Raw genomic sequence first — 24,521 nt, 5'->3', positions numbered from 1 at the left:
AATAACTATATTATATTAATTGTACATTTATTCTTCTGAATCAGAATTCTCATTTTCCCCGGCTGTATTTTCATTTTCAGCCTGAGGCTCTGTTTGGTTTTCCTGGTTATCGGCAACAGTTTCTGCTCCTTCTTCTATTTCCTCAGAATCCTCTTCCACATCTTTATCCATTTCTACTTTTGCAATAGCAGCAATTTCGTCATTTTTCTTCAGATTGATCATTCTTACTCCCTGAGTATTTCTTCCCATCACTCTCATCTCATCCATATTCATTCTGATAGCAACACCGGACTTATTGATAATCATCAATCCGTCTTCATCTGTTACATTCTGGATAGCGATAAGATTTCCTGTTTTTTCGGTAATGTTAAGGGTGATAACACCTTTTCCACCTCTATTGGTAATTCTGTAATCTTCAACAGCAGTTCTCTTGCCATATCCCTTTTCAGAAACGACAAGAACTGTTTCTTTGTCTACATCATTCACAACAATCATACCAATTGCTTCATCATCATCTTCCATGCTGATCCCGCGAACCCCGATAGAACCTCTTCCTACTTCTCTTACTTTCTCTTCCGGGAAACGGATACATTTACCGTTTTTGGTAGCGATCATAATCTGAGAATTTCCGTTGGTAAGGTAAGCACCCAACAACTGGTCATTATCTCTGATTTCAATAGCATTCACCCCATTTACTCTCGGTCTTGAATACGCTTCAAGAGATGTTTTCTTGATGGTACCGTTCTTGGTAACCATCACTACACTCATTTGGTTGACATACTCGGCATCCTTCAGGTTGTTGGTTCTGATATAAGCTTTGATCTTATCGTCCTGTTCAATATTGATCAGGTTTTGTACAGCTCTTCCTTTGGATGTTTTTGAACCTTCAGGAATTTCAAATACCCTCAGCCAGTAACATCTTCCTTTTTCTGTAAAGAACAGCATATATTGGTGATTGGTTGCAGAAACAATATACTCAAGGAAATCTTCATCCCTGGTAGTTGCCGCTCTGTTTCCTACCCCTCCTCTGCTCTGAATTTTATATTCGGAAAGTGAAGTTCTCTTCACATATCCTGCGTGAGAAATCGTAAGAACTACCGCCTCATTCGGGATGATATCTTCAATAGACATCTCTCCTCCGGAGTAATCGATTGCCGTTCTTCTTTCGTCACCGTATTTTTCTTTAATTTCAAGCAATTCATCTTTGATGATCTCAAATCTTCTGCTTTCATTAGCCAGAATATCTTCCAAGTTAAGGATTTCTTTCATGATCGCATCGTATTCGTCACGGATCTTATCAAGTTCCATTCCGGTAAGACGTGCCAATCTCAAGTCAAGAATAGCCTGAGCCTGAATATCCGAAAGTTCAAATGCTTCAATCAAGCCTTCTTTTGCAGCCTGAGGGTTGGCACTGTGACGGATAATAGAAATGGCTCTGTCCAGAGAATCCTGCGTTCCGATTACCTTCATGAAACCTTCAAGGATATGAGCTCTTTCTTTTGCTTTTTTAAGCTCATACTGAGTTCTTCTCACAATCACTTCATGTCTGTGCTCTACAAAGTGATGGATGATATCTTTTAAATTCAGCTGTTCCGGTCTTCCTTTTACCAGAGCAATGTTATTGACACTGAAAGACGTCTGAAGTGCTGTATATTTATAAAGCAGGTTTAGGACAACATTTGGAATGGCATCATTTTTAAGCTCATAAACAACACGCAGACCATTTCTGTCCGATTCGTCTCTGATCTCATGAATACCACCAATTTTATCGTCTTTGATAAGCTCCGCTGTTCTGGCAATCATATCCGCTTTATTGACCTGATAAGGAACTTCTGTAACAATAATAGCATTTCTGTTTCCGATTTCCTCGAAATTCACTTTTGCTCTTAATACTACTCTTCCTCTTCCTGTATGGAAAGCATCTCTCACCCCGTCATAACCATAGATAATACCTCCTGTAGGGAAATCCGGTGCCGTGATGTGGTGCATCAACTCATCAATTGTTATTTCTCTGTTATCTATATAAGCACAGATGGCATCTATAGACTCAGAAAGGTTGTGCGGTGCCATATTGGTGGCCATCCCTACGGCAATCCCCGAAGTACCGTTTACCAGTAGATTAGGAACTTTTGTAGGCAATACGGTAGGCTCCTGCAAGCTGTCGTCGAAGTTATTCTGAAAATCAACGGTTTCCTTATCCAGATCCGAAAGAACCTCGTCAGAGATTTTTTTAAGTCTTGCCTCGGTATAACGCATTGCTGCAGGCGGATCTCCATCCATAGAACCGAAGTTACCCTGCCCGTCTACCTGAGGATAACGTAAGCTCCATTCCTGGGCCATTCTTACCATTGCATCATATACTGAGGAATCTCCGTGCGGGTGATATTTACCCAAAACATCCCCAACAATTCTTGCAGATTTTAAATATTTTCTATTAGAAAAAACCCCTAATCCATACATACCGTAAAGTACTCTTCTATGAACGGGTTTCAGGCCGTCTCTTACGTCTGGTAACGCTCTTGAAACGATAACCGACATCGAATAATCGATATAAGACGATTTCATTTCATCAACAATGTTGATAGGAATCAGTCTTTCTCCTTCTTTTTGCATAAACAAATTTTATTATAATGACAGTCAGACCTTTAGCTGTGCGTCTGAAAATTATTTATTTCCAATTTTTATTAACGGGCTAATTTACGAAATTTTTACCGATTTTTGCGTTAGAATTTATCCACAAAATCTTAAAAATTCATAAAATATGAGCTTATTGAGTATAACTTTCCACTGCACGAAAAACAATATTGAAGAATGGGAAAATTATATTGACGAAACACTGGTTCTGTTGGCGGAAAACCTGATGGACGTCAGCAAATATATTCTTTCTGAAGTACACAGTGATTATATTGATGAAGGTAAAAATTACAATCTTCTTCTGATCTTTGATAACGAAGAGCTCAGAGAGGATTTCATCAAAAGCGAAATGCTGAACATTGCGGAAAGGATTGAGAAAAAATTTGGAACGGAAGTCATGATCTTCAATACCTTCCTTAATCCCAAAAAATCCAGATTTTAAATACAAATCAAAAGCCCCGAACAATAATTCAGGGCTTTTTTATTTTTCTCAATCTCTGTGATGTTTTCTTCCTTTGTGCTTGTGTCCGCGGCCTCTGTCGTCATAGTCATAATAATAGACTCTCTTTTTTACCTGGCCCGGTGCATAATACCTTGCACTTCCTCCATACATTCTTTTGGCGTGTCCCGGCGGAACTCTTCTCACATGCTGATCGTGCACTACACACGATGACATCATGAACAAGACCGTCACTACCCCTGTGATTTTAATCAAACTTCTCATTTTCTACTTTTTCAAATTTCGATAGTGAGATAACAAGGTTGATGCCAAAATTTAAAAAGAAGTTAGATATTAGAAACTAGAAGTTAGTTTAGTGATATATTTCACAGATTCATCCTAATTTCTAATATCTAACTTCTAATTTCTCTATTCTATTATATCGCTTCTTTTTTCCATCATCACTAGGTCTTTCCATTGCCCGTTAAGCTTTCCTATTTTTTTTCTTACTCCGATGGTTCTGAAACCGTTTTTCTGATGAAATCTGATGGACGCTTCATTTTCCGGGAAGATACTTGCCTGTAATGTCCAGAATCCGTGACTTTCACTATCGAGAATCATTTTTTTGAGCAACACTGACCCTAAACCTTTTCCCTGATAAGAATTTTCAAAATAAATGCTTACTTCAGCCACGCCTTTATAACATTCCCTTTTGCTCACCGGTTTCAAAGCGCACCATCCTACTATTTCACTGGTTTCATTTTCAAGTACCCACCGGCAGTCGTTGAAATATTCCATATTCCATGCTTCTGCAGTAGGAACTTCGGTTTCAAAAGTAGCTATACCGCCTTCCAGCCCCTGCTTGAATATTTCGAGCACCCTTTTTTCGTCGCTGGGAAGCATTTCCCGTAATTCGTAATTCATACTATTTAATGGTATTTCCGTTTGTTTTTTCTTTTTATTCTAGAATAATGCGTCTGTTTCTGCGTTTCGTCCTGAGAAACCACACTGATATTTCCGTCTACCTCGAGAATAGAAAGTTTTACGTCATTTATTTTTTCCACGCCATGTTCCCTTATGGCTTCTTCCAGTTCATCGCGGGTAATCTTCACTCTGTTCAAAGCAGGCTGGTCAATTACTCCGTCTCTGATCAGGATAACGGGATCTTCTTCCATGAATGTTTCAAACTTCCGGTTAGAAAACATCAGTCTTTTTAAAACGAAATTGGCCGCAAAAAGTACAAGCGCCGCAATAAGACCGCCTTGCAGTGAAGTATCCTGCCCTACCATAGCATTCTGAACCGCATTAGAAATCAGAAGAAGCAACACAACATCTCCCGCATTGAGCTGGGAAAGCTGATTTTTTCCAAAAAGACGGATGGCGATCACCATAAAAAGATAAACACACAAAGAACGGACTACAACATCAAGAATTGGATTCACAGGTCTTATTTTATAATCAAATGTATACATTTTTTATGATTGAATGCTCAAATTATTTTTAACCTATTTATTTTAAAATATGAAAAAATCTGGCATATGATTTGACGCTTCAACGGAAAAAAAATTACACTCATGGTTAAACCATTATTTCTCTACCTAAGCGGTATATTATTATTCTTTGTAAGTTGTAAAAACAACGAAAACCGTACCTCCGAATCTGCAGAAAAAGAAATTACCCAAAAAGTAAATCAGCTTTATACGGAATACGACGGCCGCAAAACATCTATATACAATCAATCCTTTTCAGACAGCCTGTTTTCTCCGGAATTGAAAAAAACTCTGGAAGAAGCCATTGATGCATCAGAAGCAGATATTGAAAAGGTAAAAAAGAGCGCACATCCCGATGAAAAACCGATGCTGATTGAAGGGGATCTATTTTCAAGTGTATTTGAAGGATATACCGGATATAAAGTAAAGTCGGTTACCATAGATCCTTCCGGAACCTCAGCAGATGCAACCATTGCCCTTGAAAATACAATGTCCCCGCCGAAAATTACATGGACCGACAAAGTACAGTTCATTAAGTCTGATCAGGGATGGAAAATTGACAATATCCAATTTGACAGTATCGCGAATGAAAAAGATCTGAAGACCAGTCTGAAAGATTTTACTCAAAATGCTAAAAAGTAATTCAATTGATATCATAAAAAAAAGCTGCCCGATGAGCAGCTTTAATTTTTTTAAGGACACTGAGCGATTGGAATCTCACTGCATACTACCTTATTCAGTCTTTCGCAGTATACGCAGTATTTCTTTGGTTCTCCTCCGTAAACAGATTTCAAATCGGCTTTTGCCAATCTTTTTAAATTTTTCATATCGTTTTAATTTTATGTTTGGTGAATTTATAACGGATTCACGCTTCATTTATTACAACTTAATATTTAAAATTTTCATTATTAATAGATCTCTTGGGAGAAATTCAACCATTCAACAGCCATACATCGGGATTAAATTCGGTTTAAAATTTATTTTATATCTTTAAATACCAAAACATCACACACTTAATCACTAAAAAATATTAAAATGATCACACCAAAAGGCGCCCAGGTCGGGCAATTCGAACCAGCAAAAAAATCATTGATATCCAATGGTCTGCTTTCCGGTCAGGACGAGATGGGCAATTACAACAAAGGCGTATGTCACGATGTGGTAGCTTATGCCCTGTATATGAGAGGGGCAGCGATATCTCCTGATGAACTTGTACAGTTCCGTGCCCAGGGATGGCTCAATAAATTCAACTATCCCGCGGGCGACAAGTGGGATGGATATGCTATTATTCCCAAAGGAAAAGCAATCGGTTTTTACAGAGTAAGAGATAAAACCTGGTTCCACTCGGCAGTCACTACCGGAAACGGTGCGGAGATCAGATCCGTGAATGGATTTTCACTGGGCCCGGCATGGTCTATTCCTGTGGATATGAAATGGGTTCTGGGTAAAAAGAATGAAGACGGAACCTTCAACTACGACGGGACAAAAATAGAGGTTTACATCTCTTCTTTATAAACAGATGTGAGGCACTCTCAAATCAATTAAAAAATGATAAAACCTATCAATATCAAAGAGCGAACCCCTATCTGGATCGCTCTTTCTGATTTCTATCTGGATACGGAACTTCAGGATTCTGATTTTCGATACATCGCAAGAACCATTCTGGAAAGCCCATATACTTTTGAGGAAATAAAAAATATCAATATCTATGAAGTCTTTCCAGTCCTTCAGATCAATCTGTTGCAGCCTGCGGGAGAATGGGCGGGTTTCAATGAGAAATGGCTCGTGGAAGTTATTACCACACGTCTTGAAGCAAAAAGCAGCATTGATAATACGGTAGTTGATATTCAGTACAAAAAATATGGCTGGATGCAGGAAGATTATTGGGTCCGGCTGGAAAGTATTTATCATGAAATCCGGGAAAAATAAAAAAAGCCACAATCTATGTTGTGGCTTTTCTATTTTAATTCAATTTCTTATTCCAATTCTCTCTTCAGAAATTTCCCGGTCAAGCTTTTCTTAGATTTCACGATCTCTTCAGGAGTCCCCTGAGCAACGATCTGTCCGCCATGCTTTCCACCTTCAGGTCCTACATCAATAATATGGTCTGCAAGTTTGATGACATCCATATTGTGCTCAATGATAATGAATGAGTTGCCTAATTCCACCAGCTGATTAATGGCATCCATTAAAATTTTTACATCCTCAAAGTGAAGGCCTGTTGTGGGTTCATCCAGGATATAAAGCGTATTTCCGGTCTGTCTTTTCGAAAGTTCTGTTGCAAGCTTGATACGCTGTGCTTCACCTCCTGAAAGTGTTGTCGACTGCTGTCCAAGCGTAATATATCCCAATCCTACATCCTGAAGGGTTTTCACTTTTGCAAAAATCTTAGGAATCGGCTGGAAGAAATCTACCGCTTCATCGATGGTCATATCCAGTACATCGGAAATAGATTTTCCTTTGTAGCGTACTTCGAGGGTTTCTCTGTTGAAACGTTTTCCGTTGCAGGTTTCACAGTGAACATATACATCCGGAAGGAAGTTCATTTCAATAACTTTCAATCCTCCACCCTGACAGGTTTCACATCTTCCTCCTTTTACGTTAAAAGAGAATCTTCCTGGCTTATAACCACGGATTTTACTTTCCGGAAGCTCAGCAAAAAGATTTCTGATATCCGTAAACATTCCCGTATAGGTTGCAGGATTTGAACGGGGTGTTCTTCCAATCGGAGTCTGATCTACATCTACAATTTTATCAATATTATCCAGCCCTTCGATCTTCTTGTACGGAAGAGGCTCCTGGACCGCTCTGTAGAAATGTTTATTTAAGATTGGGTATAAAGTTCCGTTGATCAGGGAAGATTTTCCGCTTCCTGAAATCCCAGTTACCACCACTAATTTTCCTAATGGAATATCAAGTGTAACATTTTTAAGGTTATTTCCCGTAGCTCCTTTCAACAGGATATTTTTACCACTTCCTGCTCTCCTTTCTGCAGGAACTTCAATTTTTCTGTCTCCATTGATATACTGAGCCGTAATGGTATCTGCTTTTAAAAGATCTTTCGGTTTTCCCTGCCACAGTATTTCTCCTCCGAATTTTCCGGCTCTCGGGCCGATATCCAAAACCTCATCGGCTTCCAGGATCATATCTTTATCATGCTCTACCACAAGTACAGAATTTCCGATGTCTCTGAGGTTCTTCAATGAGTTGATCAGTCTTTCATTATCTCTTTGGTGAAGTCCTATACTTGGCTCATCCAGAATATACAACACATTCACAAGCTGCGACCCGATCTGTGTAGCCAGACGAATCCTCTGTGATTCTCCACCCGAAAGCGTTTTGGAACTTCTGCTTAAACTCAGATAATCCAAACCAACATCCAGAAGGAACTGAAGTCTTGTTTCGATTTCCTTTAAGATTTCGTAGGCGATGATTTTATTTTTCTCCGAGAATTTATCTTTAACATCCGATAACCATTCTTTCAAATCGGATAAACTCAAAGCATTTACCTCAGCAATATTCTTTCCATCTATTTTAAAGCTTAAACTTGAAGACTGCAGACGGGTTCCGCCACATTCCGGACAGGTTTCCTCCGTTGTGAAATGTCTTTCCAGCAATACCGCTTCATAAGATTCCCTTTCCTCAATGATCTCTTCCATAAAAGTGATCAGACCATCAAAGCTTATTTTTATCTTTTTGGTAATCCCTGCATATTTCAGGTCTTTGTTGAATTCTTTATGACATCCGTTGTAAATATAGTCTAATGCCTCTTCGGGAATATCCTGCATAGGTGTTGACATTCCCAGTCCGAAGATCTCAAGAATGTTTTTAATCTGAGACAGGATCCATTTGTTGGATTTAATGTCCTCCAGCGGCAATAAACCTCCCTGGTTAATGGAAAGCTTAGGATTTTCAATAAAATAATCAGTATTGATCTTTTTAATGGTTCCTAATCCCTTACAGTCCGGACAGCTTCCTTTCGGAGAGTTGAAAGAGAAGGTGTTTGGTTCAGGAAGCGCCAATGAATGTCCTGTTTCGGCATCCATCAGATTTTTAGAGAAGTATTCAATATCGGTACCGCCCAGTTTCTGAATTCCTATAATCCCCTCACCCATTTCCATTGCGGTACGCAAGGATTTTTCCATTCTGGTTTCCGAGGCATTTTCCCCGATAATCCAGCGGTCAATCACAATATCAATGTCATGGGTTTTGTAACGGTCAAGTTTCAGATCGTATTCTATATCCTGCAACTCTCCATCAATTCTTGCCTGTCCGTATCCTTTCTTGGCCATCTGCACGAAAAGCTCATGATAATGTCCTTTTCGAGAACGTACTACGGGAGCAAGAAGCATTATTTTTTCCCCTTTATAATTTTCCTTAATGGTTTCAAGGATCTGATCTTCCGTATAGCTTACCAGCCTTTTTCCGGTAGACAGGGAGTAAGCATCGGAAACTCTTGCATATAAAAGACGTAGGTAATCGTAGAGTTCGGTAACGGTTCCAACTGTAGAACGCGGATTTTTGTTGGTGGTTTTCTGCTCAATGGCAATCACGGGAGAAAGTCCTTCAATTTTGTCTACATCAGGACGTTCCAAACCTCCTAAAAACTGACGGGCATATGCAGAAAATGTTTCGATATAACGACGCTGTCCTTCCGCAAAAATGGTATCAAAGGCCAGCGAAGATTTTCCGCTTCCGGAAAGTCCGGTAATGACTACCAGCTCATTACGCGGGATCTTGACATTAATATTTTTAAGGTTATGCTCACGTGCACCGTAAACTTCTATATATTCTGTTGATTTACTCATAATTTGGAGTGACTCTGCCTGAAAATCACGATGTGCAAAATTACGGAAATTTATGGAATTGTATAAGCTGTAAAGTTCTTATTCGGGTTTAATTTTAGTTAAATTTTTATAGAATTTGAAAACACCAAATGTTTAAGGTGCTCAAGGAAATATTCGGGGATTTGTTGTCTTCAAAAGAGTTCGTTATTTTATTTGATTTATTTCATCTTCAAGCTTTCTCTTTATTTGAAGATAAAGTTTTAATTCAATTTTTCCTTTGCTCTTCTCCTCTTTAAGAACATTCAATTCTTTATTAATCTCTATTCTCCTCTTTGTTTTTTCCGAAGGTTCCGTGGATGGGTACAATTGATCCAGTTCATCCTCAATATTCCCGGTTTTGCTTAATACTTCTTCAAGGCTTCCGCCGAGATAAGCCATATTTTCATAGGATAAATCTCCACTGCTGACCGCAACGATCTTCAAATTTTTCAAATCCCTGAAATCATAAGCGTAAAATTTGCCTCCGCCATTTAATGCAACCGGTAAAAGAAGCGGTGCCCATTTTATAAATCCATAAGCCAGATAATAATACCGTATTTCCTGTAAAGAAAAGAAGCCGAATTCGCGTTGTCCGTTAATAATACCTCCACCGTTTGAATACTGTAACAGCTGCAGGAATTCTAAAGGCAAATGAAAAGCATGAAGAGTGGTTTTATCTTTAAATTCCAGAAATTCAGAGTAAAGTTTTACTTCCTCTTCCGTTAAAGATCCGGAAAAGTAATGATCTTCCGGAAGAACTGACAATCCGGTCTGTTTATCAAAAAAAGTAAATTTATGGTACCACATTTATTCAATTACTCCCACCTTCACCTGATTATTAAAGCATAAATAAGTCTCTTCAATATCATTATTTTCCGGTGCTTTCTTAATATATTTTTATTAAACATACGTAATTTTTTAATACTTTGACCTGATCCTGCAGTTCTTTTCCTGAAAGTCTGGAGGAAGGCAATATTCCTTCCGCTTTTGAAACTTTTTTGTATAAATTGAGTAAATAGGAAGATTTTAAAGCATAATTCACATTTTCTGTTTTTGTTCCGGCCGCTTTTAATTTGGCGGTTGTTATCCCTGCTACATTTCCGTCTTTATTGAAGAGCGGGCCGCCGCTATTTCCGGGCTGCAAAGGCACTGAGATCTGATAATACCGCCCATCATCAGCAATACCGGATGTGGCACTGATAATGCCATCGGTAACCTTATAATTACTTCCCATAATATCATTTAAAGGATACCCCAGCGTAAAAACCCGGGAACCAATTTCCTGACTCTCTATAATGCTGTATGGAATAGCTTCCACGCCTTTGAATTGGCTGTCAGTTATTTTCAGTAAGGCTACGTCATTGGGAGAATCTATTGTCAACAGCTTTGCTTTGTATGTAGATACACCTGATTGACCGTTTACCGTCACCTCAATATCAGATGCTCCCTGTACAACATGGGCATTGGTGGCAATGATACCGCTTGTGGTTAAAAAAAATCCACTTCCTGATGCTATCGAATTATCTTTTTTAAAAATAGTGTCATTTCCGGCAACAGGATATGTCTTAATGAAATAATCGACGCGTTTCTGCAATGTTTTTGTGTCTTTCAGCTCTATTGAAAGGATAGTCTCGCTTTCCAGATCTACATTCGAAAAGGTTTCATAAAGCGTTTTATCGCTCATGTACCATTTGGTGGAATACAGTCCTTTTGTAGCGCCGGGTTCAAAAACGGCTTTAACTTCACCCGGTTTCCAACCGGATACTTCCGTTTCCAGAATAATGGCTTTATATACAGGTCCATCTTTTATAATTCCTATTTTGTAATGCGGCATACCATCACGCTGATAACTTTTATAAATCCCTTCTATCGGATTAAACGGTCTGGAAGACATATTCGATTTGATGGATTCTTCTGTCCACTTTGTACGTTCTGCTGTCTTTTGTGCAGGCTGAGCCAATGCCACAAAGGAATAAAGCAGGAACAACAGCAGGAAGGTTTTATTTTTCATTCGTCTATTTTTAGTTGAAAAACGCCCCATAACCAAGAGAGGTTACAACCTCAAAAAATAGTTTTCACTAGCGGGTTAAGAAATAGGTTTGTTTATAAGTAGTATTCCCTTCAGTGGCGCTATTACTGAATGTAAATTTATTATTGGTCAGTTCCAGGATTTTCTGTTCCTTTTGCCACAGAATCATGGTATTGTTTACTTTCACTTCGTAAGAATACTCTTCTTCCCCTTCTGCATTTGTTCTCACTTTTCCATTGGATAAAAATTCAAAATAAATGTTTTGAGGATTGTTGTTGATGACTTCAGGAGGTTGGTTGCCCACTGTTGTTTCTTCTGTAAATTTCACTAAGTTCCAGCGGCCCAGAACTTTTTGCTGCATGGCGGCAACCGCATTGTTTTCGTCATCTTCAGAACTGCTTGTCCGGCATCCCGCAGTACTTATTAAAATGATTATCAGCAGGATGAATATTGGTAATAATTGATGTGTTTTCATATCCATTCATTTTGTGTGTTGGTATTATTTACTCAGATTATAGGTTTGCTTTCTTGTATAATTGGCATTTTCTTTTACAAATTCAAAAACCAGTTTTTGCTGGGTAAGTTCTTTTATCGTAGAAATAGTACCCTCGATTTTAAGTATATTTCCGTTTTCAATGCTGTAAGCCTCTATCTCCTCTTCATTTCCTCCTAAAGCATAATACAGATTTCCATCATTACGAAAATCAAAATAATCGCCTTCCGCACCTTGTTCAGTCGTAATTTCAACAGGCTTGGATGGTCTGATGGTTTCAGTCACTACCGAAATAAATTTCCATTTACCCAGTATTCTTTCCTGTGGAGGTATTTCTGCAGGATCGTCTTTTGAGCAACCCGTTACAATTAAAACTGATAGTAGGGTAAGCAGGATTAATATTGTTTTTTTCATATCATTAAATTTTAAAATAAGTATTGATGTAAGCATTAGAGAAAACAGAAACAGTCGTTTTGATACTGAGAATTGGAGAAAGAACACTGAATTTGGCTCAGCAACCTCTATTACAAAGATGCTGTCCGATGTGCAGATTTTCCAACAAAAAGACATCTACAAAACATCTACAAAAGCAGAAAACCGATTTATAAAGTATATACAGGCTCACTTTTATCTACAGCTCTGTTTACATCAGTTCAGGAAATATACCTGTAATTAGATGACAAATTGTACTTTTGTTGTATTCAGCATTATGAAATTCATATTTAACCTGGATTTGGGTTAAGGAAATGAAGATGAAGAGAATAATCCTTAACAAGGATACAACTTTCCTCTTTGAGCTTTCTGGCCCCATTATATCAACCACCCGTATGATGAAATATAATATAAAGTTCATAATTACCCTGTTCTTATTTCTCGCCGGGCTCCATCAAGTCCGTTCACAATCTATTATTGTTGATTCTTTAAAAGGCCTTCTTCGTAATCCGAAGCTGGAACCTGAAAAAAAAGCAATGATTCTTTCGCATCTTGGCCGCAACCTTTACGAAACAGATATGCCGTCGGCTTTGAATGCTGCCAACGAAGCCCTACAACTTAGTCATCAATTTTCTGACGGGCAGTACAGTGCTTTTGCTCTGGCTACATTAGCTTATTTAAATGTACAGCGGGACAGTCTTGTTTTGGCTCAAAAAAATATCGATAACGCTTTAATTTATACGGAAAAATCTAAAAATAAAGTCATTAACGGATATGTATGGTTACGAAAAGGCTGGCTTGAATACACCGTTAACAATACCGCTAAAGCTACCGCAAGTCTTTTTAAAGCCCTGCAATTGCTTGACGGCCAAAAAGCATACGCCTACGAGAGCCTTGTTTATCATTATTTAGCCAGTATTTACGCCGATTTAAAAGATCCTGAAAACTTAAAGAAATATACCCGTCTCAGCCAAAATTCTGCAATTCAATCACGGGATCCTGATATTATCTGCAATGCTTATTTGGCCACAGCATCTTCATTTTTACAGAACTTCAGAAAAGATACATCCCAAAAAAAATCACTGGATTCTGCTATTTTCTACAATCAGCAGGTGCTTCAAATTTCTCAATTACAGCCCAAACGAATTGTAAACCACATCAATGTAGCAGCAGCAGCTTTAAATATAGCCAACATTTATTGGGAATTTTTTCCAAAAGATTATAAAGACAGAGCCGAAAAGAATATTAACCATGCTTTAGCTATTGCCCGGAAAACAAAACATGAAGAAGTAATTGCCAATTGCTATGGAATACTAAGCGAATATGCCATAGCCGAGGGCAATTATGCCGAAGCGGAAAGACTCTTCCTTGCCGGATTTGCTGAAGTAGAAAATAGCGCCGGCAGCAGTATGCGGGTAAAAGCTTCCATGATGAAAGGATTGGCAACCGTAGCAGAAAAAAGCGGAAATACAGAAAAAGCACTCCACTATTATAAGCAATACATGCAGTACGAACAGGAAGCATACAATGCTGCAAAACTGTCTATCGTGCAAAGGCTTGGCGTGCAATACGAAGCAGAAAAGAAAGAAAAAGAACTTGAAACACTGCAGGAGCGGGCTATTTTTAACAGAAAGCTTAATTTTATTTCCATCGGACTGATCATCGCAGGACTGCTTGCTCTAGTATTTCTTTTCCGTTCTTATCATTTCCGTTTAAAATCCTCAATTCAGCAACAAAAACTCCGAACGGAGGAATCTGCCCGTCTCAAGGCAGAACAGGAACTATTAGAAGAAAGACAGGATAAATTACAAAAAGAACTATTGGCAGGAAACTTACAGGTAGAGCAAAAAAATGAACTTTTACAGACGATGCGCAACAAATTGGCAGACCAGCCTGAAAGCGGAATGCTTAAAAACCAGATCGAGCGGATATTAAAAGAAGGCCAGCATATAGATGAAGATTTTGAACATGCAAAAACCAGCCTGGCGAACATACATCCGGAATTTTTTAACAGACTTCAGCAGCAGGCTAATAACAAACTTACCCGGCTGGATCTGAAGCACTGCACCTATATATTAATGGGATTTTCCAACAAAGAAATTGCCCATCGTTTAGGTGTGGATCCTAAAAGCATTATCATGGCAAGATACAGGATAAAACAAAAATTAAACCTGGAGAAAGAAGACAGTCTGGATCTTTTGATACAGAAACTGAGCTAAACAGAACAACAGCTTTCAAGAATGAAAACTTTAATGCACTAATGGATAAACAAAAAAAGACCAACTTATGTGTTGGTCTTTTTCTATTGCTTTCTCCCGTCTTTATTTTACAAATGAGTTGTATGAATTCAATACCGACTCATAAGAAGAATCAACCTGCTGAATATTGCTGTCAGAAATTTGTCCTTCCCCTTTTGAATCACGAATCAGTTTTCTGTAGACATCCAGGAAGCTTGAAGCTGTTTTGTTAAAACTTTCAAACTGAGATTTCTTGTACGCATATTGAGGATCTTTTACATTAAAATCCAGTTTTGAATTGGCTTCTATTGCTTTGGCCAACTCATCGTATTTTTTCTGAGCTTCCGCCTCATTGAATTTTCCGGAATACTGTTTATCCAATGTATCTAAAGTAGCATCCAGAGAATTCATTACATTTTTGGAAGAAATGATATACTCTTTCAGCGGATGATCTTTCAGAATAACTTCTTCTGCAGCATCTGTCGCAGGTTTTATTTTGGCTACTACATTTTCCCCTGAAGTGAACAATGCCTGAGCATCTGTTTCAATTTCTTTGGTAATAGCATCTGCTTTCGCTCCTTTATCATCCTTATAATCTTCAGAATTCATATAAGATTTCAGTTCCTCAAACTTTTTCTCTATGTTTTCCTTTTTAGCTTTATACGCATTGAAATCGGCTTCTATAGCCGCTTTATCTTTTCCAAACCCTGAAGGTATTTCTTTGATCTTTCCAAAAGAATAATCCATAGAACTGATAACAATCGGCATGATCATCACATTCTCCCCTTTAGCTTTTGCCGAAGCGGCATCTGCGTATTTAAGAATGCTTTCAATATGTTTCGAGGTGCTTTTATAAGAATCCAGAAAATTGTTATTAAAATCAATGATAGCATTGGCATCATTGGCTCCTCCGAGGTTCAAAACAGACTGCCCCAGTTTACTGACATCTTTTTTACAGCTGACCACAGCAACTGATGTAAAACTCAGTGCCATGGCAAGTACGATCATCTTTCTCATATTTTATAGTTTTTTTGGTGTATTTATATTTCATCAAGATCAATATCCTCATTGCTTATTTTCACAACGTACTCAATTCCGTCAATAGCTTTTGAAATAATCTGATTTCTGAGAATATTGGCCATGTTTTCCCAGTATGCTCTTCCATAAAAAGAGTAATTCTGCGGAATAATTTCTACCTCAACCGTTCTTACAAAGCCTTCTTTCGGACGGTTGCTTATCATGGTTCCTCTTCTTACTCTTACTTCTTTTACCTCATCTTTCAGAACCATTCTGCAATAATTCTTTACATCTTCAAGAGAGATAATTTTGTCTCTTGTGGTCAAAGCATATTTATAAGCCTGAATACTGTCCGTACCCTTTTGTTCTTCCGCTCCCCCTATGGTTTCGGTGAGAAGAACTACCGTCTGGGATTTCAGCTGATTAGAAAGCTCCGTTCCCGGGCGCATATGATTGGCTAGTGTACAGTGAGTAATCCAAAAAGACGCATAGGTATGATCAGTCTTTTCTACAGGCTCCATAATCACATAATTCAGTTCCTGCCGGATGTTTCTTTTGGCATTGTTTACTTTTTGTACCATGGTCTTCATCTTATCAGACATTTCACTCAACACTCCTTTCACATTATCCCTGTTTAACAGTGAAAATGCAGCAATTTCATCTCTCGTAAGCTCCAGCACATTGGCAATCATATCTACAGCGTTTCTGTTCGTAAAACGTTCCATTCCGCCTTTTCTTACCGTATATAAGCCTTTTTTAAGATCGTCTGCAGGAGTAAAAGGAATCTCTGTATACTTCCGGCCATCTCCGTCCTGCACTTCATCTACATACAGAAAATGTTCGCCTTCATCTGTAACCAGAGGAATATTATTTCCCATAATATCCAGACTGTATTCTGTTTTTTTCCAACCCCGGTTGTAAATCGGAAAAGCATTCATTACAAATGAAAAGTTATCTAAAATCTCAGCTGAAAACTGCGGTGGAAATTCAAAAGTAAGCCACAGATAACGCTTATCTCCGATCTGTTTTTTAATTTCTTCCTTCCCGTCAAGAAAGCTCAGATTCTCCGGCAGTTTTCCAGGTGCTGAAAAAAGACTGCTTGAAAGTCCTGTGATCTCAATAAACTTGTGACGATAAATACTTTTAATATCTTCAATAGCTTTATTCCGGATAGACTGTTCCCTGAACATCTGCTCATATCCGTCCTGCTGATTATTCGAAAGATAACTAAGTCCTTCCCTTACAAATAAAGGATTCCCATCACTGGTAACGTTGATGTATGGAAGAAGTTTATACACAAAATCCATATGCTCAAAAGCCGGATTTGAGCAGAAAACACTGATATATTTAGGGAAATTCTCACTCACATATCTGCTTACATCTACTCCAATCGTAATTTTTCTATAATCTTCCGGTTTACCCTGGAATCTTGCTACAGGGATTTTATTCAGCCTGTCATCTACACTATAGCATGTATTTCCTACAAACATCACCGAGGTCTGTACTTTATTGATCCGCACATTGCCTACCGGAGTGAAAGGAATATTAATCTGCTTATCCGATTCCGATTTCACGGTGGAAGTCATCTGCTTGCGGAAGAAAAACTCCGTATGTTCCAGCAGGATTTCCGAAGACTCATAGGGCAGCGTAAAAGCAACCGCATGAGCAGGAATTGGATGAGTATAGATGGAAGGGGTCAGAAGTTTTGCCAGTTTCTCCAGAATCCGGGCATTCACGGTCTGAATTTCATTATTAGCCTTGAAGACTTCTGTACTGAACGCGTCTATCAATAATTTTACAAAAGGATCCAGAGACTGCGGGCTCTTCAGTCCCCATACTTTGGTGGCGTTCTGAAGCATTCTGGCCTTTACAGATTCTTTGGAATATATATTCTGATCTAAGTTCATAAATTTTTCTTACTGTTAAAAACATTTAGTCGATAGACATCGGACTTAAAAATAATTCTGTAGAAAAGCTGAAACGCTCTCCCGTTGCCTCCATTTTTGCATTGATGGCAATCCTTACTTTCTTTTTGATTTCTGTGTGTTCTTTGGTATCGTAGCTGTGCTCTACAAATTGAATGTGTGCATCAACCTGTGCCTGTACAATGCGGGGCTCATATTCCTGAATCTGTCTTCTCAGGCTTTTAATGAAAACGCTCTCCCAGACTGCACTGGTAACCCCATTATCGAATTCAAGGTTCCAGACGTCGTTTCCATAGTTGTCATCATATCGGTTTTCGCCTTTTTTAGTGGTGATCAGCAGCATGATATTGTGCGCAATGCTTTCGCCCATGTCGCAGGTATCAATGCTTCCGCCTTCACTCATGAGTGTTGAAGGCGCAAAAGGCATTCTGTAATTTGGTGTATCCATAGTCAGCTTCTTGTTTTTACTTCATGGTCTAGTTTACTTAAAAAGAAATACCAAAATACACATTTTCATGAAATAAACAGGAAAAGACATCAAAAATATTATATAGAAGAAAGGCTTCCAGATCGTTCCGGAAGCCCTCAATAAGTATAAATGTCGTTATTTTTCGTTATTAATCCGCTTTCTTTTTCCTGTTAATAAAATAATAGACAGGAAGTCCCAGCAATACCATTAAAAATCCGGGCCAGGTGTACTGCTGTTTGTAAATCAGGAGAAGTACACAGAAACCTGTTCCGATTACAAGATAGATGATAGGCGTTACCGGATACAGCCAGGTTTTATAAGGTCTTTCAAGATCAGGCTTTTTAAATCTTAAATAGATGACTCCAAAAACAGTAATCATATAGAACAGAACAATGACAAATGAGATCATATCCAGCAAATTTCCGTATTGCCCACTCAGACACAATACCGAAGCCCAGATCCCCTGCATCCATAAAGCATTCTCCGGAACTTCATTTTTGTTGTTATTTTCTGCCGATTTAAAAAACATTCCGTCCTTCGCCATGGTCTGAAATACTCTAGCCCCCGCCAGAATCAGTCCGTTATCACATCCGAATGTGGAAACCATCACAAGAACCGCAATGATAATAGTTCCTGCACTTCCAAAAATATTCTGTGATGCTGCTACCGCTACCCTGTCATTGGCTGCAAAAGCAATGCTTTCTCTGTCTAATGCATTCAGATATACAAAATTGACTGCCAAATACAATATCATCACAGCGGAAGTTCCATAGATCATTGATTTAACAATATTTTTCTTTGGGTTTTCCACTTCTCCGGAAACAAAGGTTACACTTTCCCAGGCTACAGAACTGAAAACAGACCCCACCATGGCCGCAGCAATACCTCCCATTAACGTCATTCCACCAATAGGTTCCCAGCCTTCTTTAAGAAAATTACCGCTAACATCTTTTTTAAGATTATTAAAGGAATCAAAACCCAGACTGAAGTTTTCAGACATATGCGAAAAATCCACCAAGATAAATCCGGCTGCAATCAAACCCACTAAGGCGATGATTTTTGAACCTGTGAATATATTCTGAAGCAATTTCCCGCTCTCTACTCCTCTTGTATTAATATAGGTAAGTAAAAGAATAACGGCTATTGCAAGAATCTGTATCCATGTGATTTTAAATTCTCCACTTTGAAAAAGAGGTGCCGCATCATTCAATGAAGGAACCAGATAGGCTGTAAACTTTCCGAAAGCCATAGCCACTGCGGCTATAGTTCCGGTTTGAATTACTGTAAACAAGCCCCATCCGTAAAGAAAACCCATCTTTTTACCGAAAATTTCTTTCAGATAAGTATACTGGCCGCCTGCTTTCGGAAACAGCGCAGAAAGCTCTCCATAGCTGATGGCTGCTGCTACCGTCATCACTCCCGTAATGATCCAGACTGCTATCAGCCAAAATCCGGAACCCATATTCCGCATCATATCGGCACTTACGATAAAAATTCCACTTCCGATCATTGAACCCATTACCAACATAACGGCGTCCCATAGTTTCAGTTTTTTCTGCATAGTCAAGTATAGGCGTCAAATATAAACAAATCTGCCGTTCGTTTTGAAATTTGTTTAAAATTTACTGCACCACCTGTTTTTTATCAATCTTTTATCAATTTATTATTCGATTTTAATTAGTACTTTTGAAAAAAATATTAAAAATGAAATTCAAAGCGATATTATTGGCAGCGGCCGTGAGTGTTTCTGCTTTAACCTTTGCACAGGAGACTTCACAGAAAAAGTCCGGACCTCCGGCAGGAAATGCTTTGGTAGGTGATGCTTACGGAGCCGGAGTTGTTTCAGCGTCTGAATCCAAAGCTATTACAGTAGATAAATTAAGCAAGAAACTTAAAAAAGATAATAAAAAAGTAGAAGGTGTAGCCGTTAAAGGAAAAGTAACCGATGTATGCGAGAAAAAAGGATGCTGGCTTACGATCCAGACTGAAGATAATTCTCAGTTTTTTGTAAAAATGAAAGACTATGCTTTCTTTGTACCTACAGCTTTAAAAGGTAAAAATGTAGTATTGGAAGGTACCGCGGAAAGAAAAGTAACTTCTATAGACGAGCAGAAACATTATGCTGAAGATGCTAAAAAGCCTCAGGCAGAAATTGATGCCATTACGACTCCTAAAGAAGAGATCAGATTTGTAGCCAATGGAATTAAAGTGGTGAACTAAGTCTGCTTAACCATAAAAATAATGTCCTCAGAAAGTAGTATTTTCTGAGGACATTTTATTTTCACAGCTCTATTAAGCTTTTTTAATCTTCTATTGTAAATTCTACGATAGCATCCAGTTTCGGATATTTGGTGGGGGCTACAAATTTCTTTCCTGTACAGTCTATCTCCACCCAGCCTTTTCTTTTTTTCACTTCTCCCACTTCCATCACAAATGGTACAAAAGAAATTTCATCTTTACCTTCTTCTTTTGTTTCCCGGTACTGAACCGCCACATCCAGAATGCATTCATGATCTGTATTCAGTTTTACATTTCTGTAGATAATATCATAGTGTGTTTCCTGATTTTCCGGAATTTCAAGGTATTTTTCCCAGCCTTCAATACCAGAATTCAGTTCACTGATTGCTTTTAATGCATAATATAAAGCTATTGTATAGTATTTACGGGTTCCTTTTCTCGCATAATCTTCAGCAAAATGACCGCCTTCGAATAAGATAGTTGGCATTCCGGCTTTAATAAAATTGTCTCCTGTAGAAGTTGGATAGAACTCATCAGAATAGCGTCCTATCTGATCAGGAATCAGTTCTTTCAGATGATCGTAAACCCTTCCAATTACAGCCATGCATTTTTTACGGTTATCCGTTATGGTACGTTCTACATTCTCTGAAGGTGCCAAAAAGGAAAGCGTTGCAGGATGTATCCCGTCTGTTGTAAAAATAGTTCTCTGTTCATGCAGGTTGAGTGCATAATCATATCTATTCTCCGCTACTGCTTTTTTAAGGAATTTAATCTCTTTACTGGCTTCATTATGAAAATCCCTGTTCAGATCAATATCTGAGGCATTCAGTCTTGTCCACTTCTCAGATCCGTCTGGATTAAGCATAAAAATAAAATCCAGTCTGATTTTTTTAAAAAGATCTTCCTTCATTTCCGGAGCTTTATCCAAAGTTTCAAGAAGATCAAGCATGGCATGAGTAGCATTAGATTCATTGCCGTGCATTTGCGACCAGGCAAGAACTTTAATCGGTCCGGTTCCGATGCTTAACTGATAAATAGGTTTATCTAAATACGACCTTCCAATCTCCTGAATGTAATCGCTGAGATTGGTCTGTAGGTAAGAAAATAATTTTTCAGGGGAAATATAGCGGTTTAAGAAATTAGGATTTGGAAAATAGATCTGTTCAAAATTCATTATAAATAATTTACAAGAGTCAAATTTAACGATTTTCAGGGAGAAAAAGGCAGTTAACATATGTAATTTATCTAAACAACACCGACTGCCATTTTGTCTGTGGATAAAATTGTTAATTGAAGATAATTTAAATTGAAACATGTAACTAAATAAAAGTCAGTATTTTATAAAATTTATATCAATCAAAATAGTAATAATACTTTAAGTGGAAAAAAGCCTGTTAATCAGCAAATAGGCATAATATTGTTAAACAAGATTAATGTGGAAAACTTACTTAATCACATATGTATACAAATGTAAATTCTTGTTTTTATACGTTTATCCCTGAAATTCAATCAAAATTTAGCCTTGATATTAATTCTAATGCTCTTATCAAAAAATAAAGGTTTTTTGCAGGTGTAATTTTGAATGGAGCATCTATAAAAAGCTTATAATTAGGTATTTACCTGTGATATTTACGTTTGTATACAGCAAAATCCAGTCTTTTAATGCTCAGAAATCTTAATTTTATAATAATATACAGCATTTATCAATTTACATATGAAAACACTAATAATCAGGTGTTTATTATTAATTAATAAGTAAATAAGCATTATTGGAATCCTATCAAAATAGAAAGTTTAAGAGTAATCAGTGGTTAAGCTTATCAAGCTAAAAATGGTGTTTACTTTGTTAAATAGATGTATAGCAATTTAGTCAATCCCATAAATAGCTATATTTAAGCGTATTATGATAGTTTACAACTGTATATTCATTAATTTAAATTTCATTTACTTTTGTAATTTGCTTATGTAAATTTTATTATTTACATTTGTAAAACAATTGACAACTTATTTTTATGAGTTTAAACGAAAGAATTTCCAAAGTTATAGAGTATTCCAATCTCAGTCCTTCTGAGTTTGCCGATGCTGTAGATGTACAGCGTTCTTCTATTTCGCACATCACTTCCGGAAGGAATAAACCGTCACTGGAATTTATCATCAAGATAAAATCAAGCTTTCCTGAAATTCTTTGGGACTGGCTGGTTACCGGCGAAGGAGAAATGCTGAAATCAGAACTACCGGAAATCAACTCCGTTGTTGAAGAAAAAACCGATGATGAGAAGGCAAAGCCAACTCCTCTCCCCGATTTATTTACGATGATGAAAGATGATGAAGATTTCGGAGCGGAAGAGGAAAATGAGGCTGTAAAAGAGAGCCCGCGAGAATCGTTTATACCGCCTCCTTATAAGAGACAGGAAAATATATCGGATTCTCAGCGATTAGAAAATTCAAATGAGCAGATTATCAATCAAGTCACTGGAAATCAGTCTAATAAAATAAAACGAATTGTTCTGTTCTACGAAAACGGAAAATTTGAAAGTTTTGAACCATAAAAAACCTGACCAAAGAAAATTGGTCAGGATAAAAAATATTTGAAGAAGAAAACTAAAGCTATTTGCTTGGCTAGCTTTATAATTTTTGAAGGCTTGCCTTCCTGTTTATTTTTAGAATCTATTCTTTTTCTGTAATTCTTAAAACCTTTTGCTTTTCCTCAATTTTAGAGTCCATTATATTGGTCCGGAAATATCTACTATTTCGGCAGCTTGTTCTGAACCTTCAGGAATTAAATATGAAATTATCTTTTTATGGGATTGAGGTAAATCTGAAACCTTTATGATCAGGCTTTTGATTAAGTAACGTAGAGGGTAATAAGTAGTTTTTTTTCATGCACTATTTTTTATTATCAACTCAAATATAGAAAATTATAATTAAATAAGCAATAAAAAGTTTATAATTTTAAATCATATTTAACGTATCATTAATTTTGGGTAATTATCAATAATAATTGTTAAGGGTTAGAATTTACAATGATCATAGATGTGTTTAAAAATAAAAAGACCCGCATTTCTGCAGGTCTTCAATATCTTAAAATTAAAAATATTATCCTCTTTTTCTTCTCTCCAATTCTTTTTTGATCAGTCCCAGCTCTCTTCCGGTCTGTCCGGCTACAGAGGTGTTTTCTCTGGCTCTTCTAGTAAGATAGGGTACAACATCCTTTACAGGTCCGTATGGAAGATATTTAGCCACATTATAGCCCTTATCTGAAAGATAGAATGTAATATTGTCACTCATTCCATATAACTGTCCGAAATACACATGTGGATTCCCGTTTTCAAGAGATTTAGCCTTCATTTTATCCATTACCAGCTCTGATGAAATCTCATTGTGAGTCCCAAAAAAAGCAGATACTTTATCCAGATGATTCATTACAAAATCAATTCCGGCATTATAGTTTTTATCGGAAGCTTCCTTAGTAGGCTGGATAGGATCCGCATACCCTTTTTCTGCAGCTCTTGCTCTTTCCTTCTCCATGTAGGCTCCGCGAACAATTTTATAGCCAATGAAGTAATTCTTTTCTCTGGCTCTCTGAAGGTTTTCCTCCATATATTCCAATCTTCCGGTTCTGTACATCTGAATGGTATTCCAAACAATTGGTTTTTCCTGGTTGTACTTCTCCATCATTTCTTCACAAAGATGGTCAGCAGCATCCTGCATCCAGGTTTCCTCTGCATCTACCATTACTTTTTTATCATTTTCATGACACAGGCTGCACACTTCATCAAACCTTTTGACTACCCTGTCCCATTCCTCTTTCTGGCTTGAAGTAAATTCAGCACCTGTTCCTACCGCTTCATACAGATCAATTCTTCCGAAAGCTGTGGGTTTAAAAACAATAAAAGGAATAGCAGGATTCCCGACAGAAAATCTGATGATATCTTTAATCTCTTTACAAACCGCATCAAAAGTTTCTTCATCTTCCTTGCCTTCAATAGAATAGTCGAAAATACTTCCAACACCTCTTTTAAAAAGCTGTTTCACCACTTTCATACTTTCTTCACGAGTTTCTCCACCGCAGAACTGTTCAAACAAAGTGCTTTTTACAATTCCGGTTACGAAAGGAAAGTTATTGTGTACTGTAAAATTAAGGACAGAAGTTCCAAGGCTGGTAAGAGCAGGCTGTTCAATCATTTTAAACATCCAGTAAGCCTTTCTCAATTGTGCATCAGACTTGTCTGCAAATGCAACTTTAGTATCATTAAAAATGGGCATTCCTTTTTATTAAATTTAGTTTTGCA

The 24,521-nt window shown here is 37.6% G+C and carries 23 protein-coding genes; 7 read left to right on the top strand and 16 right to left on the bottom strand.

Going from position 1 to position 24,521, the window contains the following annotated elements; translation table 11 throughout:
* Positions 1 to 27: 27 nt before the first annotated feature.
* Positions 28 to 2,613 (bottom strand): DNA gyrase subunit A, encoded by a 2,586-nt coding sequence (gyrA, locus tag ACM46_RS12515; protein WP_048506956.1) that lies wholly within the window; start codon positions 2,611 to 2,613, stop codon positions 28 to 30.
* A gap of 148 nt (positions 2,614 to 2,761) precedes the next feature.
* Here gyrA and ACM46_RS12510 point away from each other — a divergent pair, with 148 nt between their 5' ends.
* On the top strand, positions 2,762 to 3,076 hold the full coding sequence (locus ACM46_RS12510; RefSeq protein WP_048506955.1) for a DUF4286 family protein: 315 nt from the start codon (positions 2,762 to 2,764) through the stop codon (positions 3,074 to 3,076).
* Positions 3,077 to 3,124: 48 nt separating this feature from the next.
* Here ACM46_RS12510 and ACM46_RS12505 read toward each other — a convergent pair whose 3' ends face one another.
* From ACM46_RS12505 to ACM46_RS12495, 3 genes are all read right to left on the bottom strand, one after another.
* Positions 3,125 to 3,358, bottom strand: coding sequence for a hypothetical protein (locus ACM46_RS12505; protein WP_048506954.1), 234 nt, complete (start codon positions 3,356 to 3,358; stop codon positions 3,125 to 3,127).
* 144 nt (positions 3,359 to 3,502) lie between these two features.
* Entirely contained in the window at positions 3,503 to 3,997 is a 495-nt protein-coding gene (locus tag ACM46_RS12500) for a GNAT family N-acetyltransferase (RefSeq protein ID WP_048506953.1), read from the bottom strand.
* Positions 3,998 to 4,002: 5 nt separating this feature from the next.
* A complete protein-coding gene (locus ACM46_RS12495) occupies positions 4,003 to 4,515 on the bottom strand; it encodes a DUF421 domain-containing protein (protein WP_083997411.1) in 513 nt (170 codons plus the stop codon).
* A gap of 132 nt (positions 4,516 to 4,647) precedes the next feature.
* Between ACM46_RS12495 and ACM46_RS12490 the strand changes: the two genes are divergently transcribed.
* Positions 4,648 to 5,205, top strand: coding sequence for a YqhG/Tai3 family protein (locus tag ACM46_RS12490; RefSeq protein ID WP_048506951.1), 558 nt, complete (start codon positions 4,648 to 4,650; stop codon positions 5,203 to 5,205).
* A gap of 50 nt (positions 5,206 to 5,255) precedes the next feature.
* Here the strand turns inward: ACM46_RS12490 and ACM46_RS22995 are convergent, their stop codons facing one another.
* Positions 5,256 to 5,390, bottom strand: a complete 135-nt coding sequence (locus tag ACM46_RS22995) for a bacteriocin-like protein (RefSeq protein ID WP_083997398.1) — start codon at positions 5,388 to 5,390, stop codon at positions 5,256 to 5,258.
* A 208-nt stretch (positions 5,391 to 5,598) separates the two neighbouring features.
* Between ACM46_RS22995 and ACM46_RS12485 the strand changes: the two genes are divergently transcribed.
* Together ACM46_RS12485 and ACM46_RS22835 are read left to right on the top strand one after the other, a co-directional pair.
* Entirely contained in the window at positions 5,599 to 6,078 is a 480-nt protein-coding gene (locus tag ACM46_RS12485) for a hypothetical protein (RefSeq protein ID WP_048506950.1), read from the top strand.
* Between the two features lie 33 nt (positions 6,079 to 6,111).
* On the top strand, positions 6,112 to 6,492 hold the full coding sequence (locus tag ACM46_RS22835; protein ID WP_053082701.1) for a DUF7079 family protein: 381 nt from the start codon (positions 6,112 to 6,114) through the stop codon (positions 6,490 to 6,492).
* 47 nt (positions 6,493 to 6,539) lie between these two features.
* Here ACM46_RS22835 and uvrA read toward each other — a convergent pair whose 3' ends face one another.
* The 5 genes from uvrA to ACM46_RS12455 form a co-directional block, all read right to left on the bottom strand.
* Complete coding sequence (uvrA, locus tag ACM46_RS12475) at positions 6,540 to 9,371, bottom strand: excinuclease ABC subunit UvrA (protein WP_048506949.1); 2,832 nt, start codon at positions 9,369 to 9,371, stop codon at positions 6,540 to 6,542.
* A gap of 183 nt (positions 9,372 to 9,554) precedes the next feature.
* Positions 9,555 to 10,196, bottom strand: coding sequence for an SMI1/KNR4 family protein (locus ACM46_RS12470; RefSeq protein ID WP_048506948.1), 642 nt, complete (start codon positions 10,194 to 10,196; stop codon positions 9,555 to 9,557).
* 79 nt (positions 10,197 to 10,275) lie between these two features.
* Complete coding sequence (locus ACM46_RS12465) at positions 10,276 to 11,400, bottom strand: S1C family serine protease (RefSeq protein WP_048506947.1); 1,125 nt, start codon at positions 11,398 to 11,400, stop codon at positions 10,276 to 10,278.
* A gap of 67 nt (positions 11,401 to 11,467) precedes the next feature.
* Positions 11,468 to 11,893 (bottom strand): hypothetical protein, encoded by a 426-nt coding sequence (locus ACM46_RS12460; RefSeq protein ID WP_131707586.1) that lies wholly within the window; start codon positions 11,891 to 11,893, stop codon positions 11,468 to 11,470.
* A 24-nt stretch (positions 11,894 to 11,917) separates the two neighbouring features.
* Positions 11,918 to 12,325, bottom strand: coding sequence for a hypothetical protein (locus ACM46_RS12455; protein ID WP_131707585.1), 408 nt, complete (start codon positions 12,323 to 12,325; stop codon positions 11,918 to 11,920).
* Positions 12,326 to 12,738: 413 nt separating this feature from the next.
* On the opposite strand from ACM46_RS12455, the gene ACM46_RS12450 reads away from it, so the two are divergent.
* Positions 12,739 to 14,562, top strand: coding sequence for a helix-turn-helix transcriptional regulator (locus ACM46_RS12450; RefSeq protein ID WP_048506944.1), 1,824 nt, complete (start codon positions 12,739 to 12,741; stop codon positions 14,560 to 14,562).
* Positions 14,563 to 14,664: 102 nt separating this feature from the next.
* On the opposite strand, the gene ACM46_RS12445 is transcribed toward ACM46_RS12450, so the two are convergent.
* From ACM46_RS12445 to ACM46_RS12430, 4 genes are all read right to left on the bottom strand, one after another.
* Positions 14,665 to 15,597 (bottom strand): DUF3829 domain-containing protein, encoded by a 933-nt coding sequence (locus ACM46_RS12445; protein WP_048506943.1) that lies wholly within the window; start codon positions 15,595 to 15,597, stop codon positions 14,665 to 14,667.
* Positions 15,598 to 15,620: 23 nt separating this feature from the next.
* Complete coding sequence (locus ACM46_RS12440) at positions 15,621 to 17,504, bottom strand: type VI secretion system baseplate subunit TssF (RefSeq protein ID WP_048506942.1); 1,884 nt, start codon at positions 17,502 to 17,504, stop codon at positions 15,621 to 15,623.
* A gap of 25 nt (positions 17,505 to 17,529) precedes the next feature.
* Positions 17,530 to 17,970, bottom strand: a complete 441-nt coding sequence (locus ACM46_RS12435; protein ID WP_048506941.1) for a GPW/gp25 family protein — start codon at positions 17,968 to 17,970, stop codon at positions 17,530 to 17,532.
* A gap of 169 nt (positions 17,971 to 18,139) precedes the next feature.
* Positions 18,140 to 19,552 (bottom strand): APC family permease, encoded by a 1,413-nt coding sequence (locus ACM46_RS12430; RefSeq protein WP_048506940.1) that lies wholly within the window; start codon positions 19,550 to 19,552, stop codon positions 18,140 to 18,142.
* 143 nt (positions 19,553 to 19,695) lie between these two features.
* On the opposite strand from ACM46_RS12430, the gene ACM46_RS12425 reads away from it, so the two are divergent.
* Positions 19,696 to 20,211, top strand: coding sequence for a DUF4920 domain-containing protein (locus ACM46_RS12425; RefSeq protein ID WP_083997396.1), 516 nt, complete (start codon positions 19,696 to 19,698; stop codon positions 20,209 to 20,211).
* A gap of 82 nt (positions 20,212 to 20,293) precedes the next feature.
* Here the strand turns inward: ACM46_RS12425 and ACM46_RS12420 are convergent, their stop codons facing one another.
* Complete coding sequence (locus tag ACM46_RS12420) at positions 20,294 to 21,403, bottom strand: M14 family zinc carboxypeptidase (protein ID WP_048506939.1); 1,110 nt, start codon at positions 21,401 to 21,403, stop codon at positions 20,294 to 20,296.
* Between the two features lie 838 nt (positions 21,404 to 22,241).
* Here ACM46_RS12420 and ACM46_RS12415 point away from each other — a divergent pair.
* Positions 22,242 to 22,778, top strand: coding sequence for a helix-turn-helix transcriptional regulator (locus ACM46_RS12415; protein ID WP_048506938.1), 537 nt, complete (start codon positions 22,242 to 22,244; stop codon positions 22,776 to 22,778).
* 547 nt (positions 22,779 to 23,325) lie between these two features.
* Here the strand turns inward: ACM46_RS12415 and ACM46_RS12410 are convergent.
* Complete coding sequence (locus tag ACM46_RS12410) at positions 23,326 to 24,495, bottom strand: proline dehydrogenase family protein (protein WP_048506937.1); 1,170 nt, start codon at positions 24,493 to 24,495, stop codon at positions 23,326 to 23,328.
* Between the last annotated feature and the right edge of the window lie 26 nt (positions 24,496 to 24,521).

Origin of the sequence: Chryseobacterium angstadtii (genome assembly GCF_001045465.1) — a bacterium.
Taxonomy (GTDB): domain Bacteria; phylum Bacteroidota; class Bacteroidia; order Flavobacteriales; family Weeksellaceae; genus Chryseobacterium; species Chryseobacterium angstadtii.
Note: the sequence above shows the minus strand (reverse complement) of the source record. Positions and strands in the feature narration are given on the sequence as shown.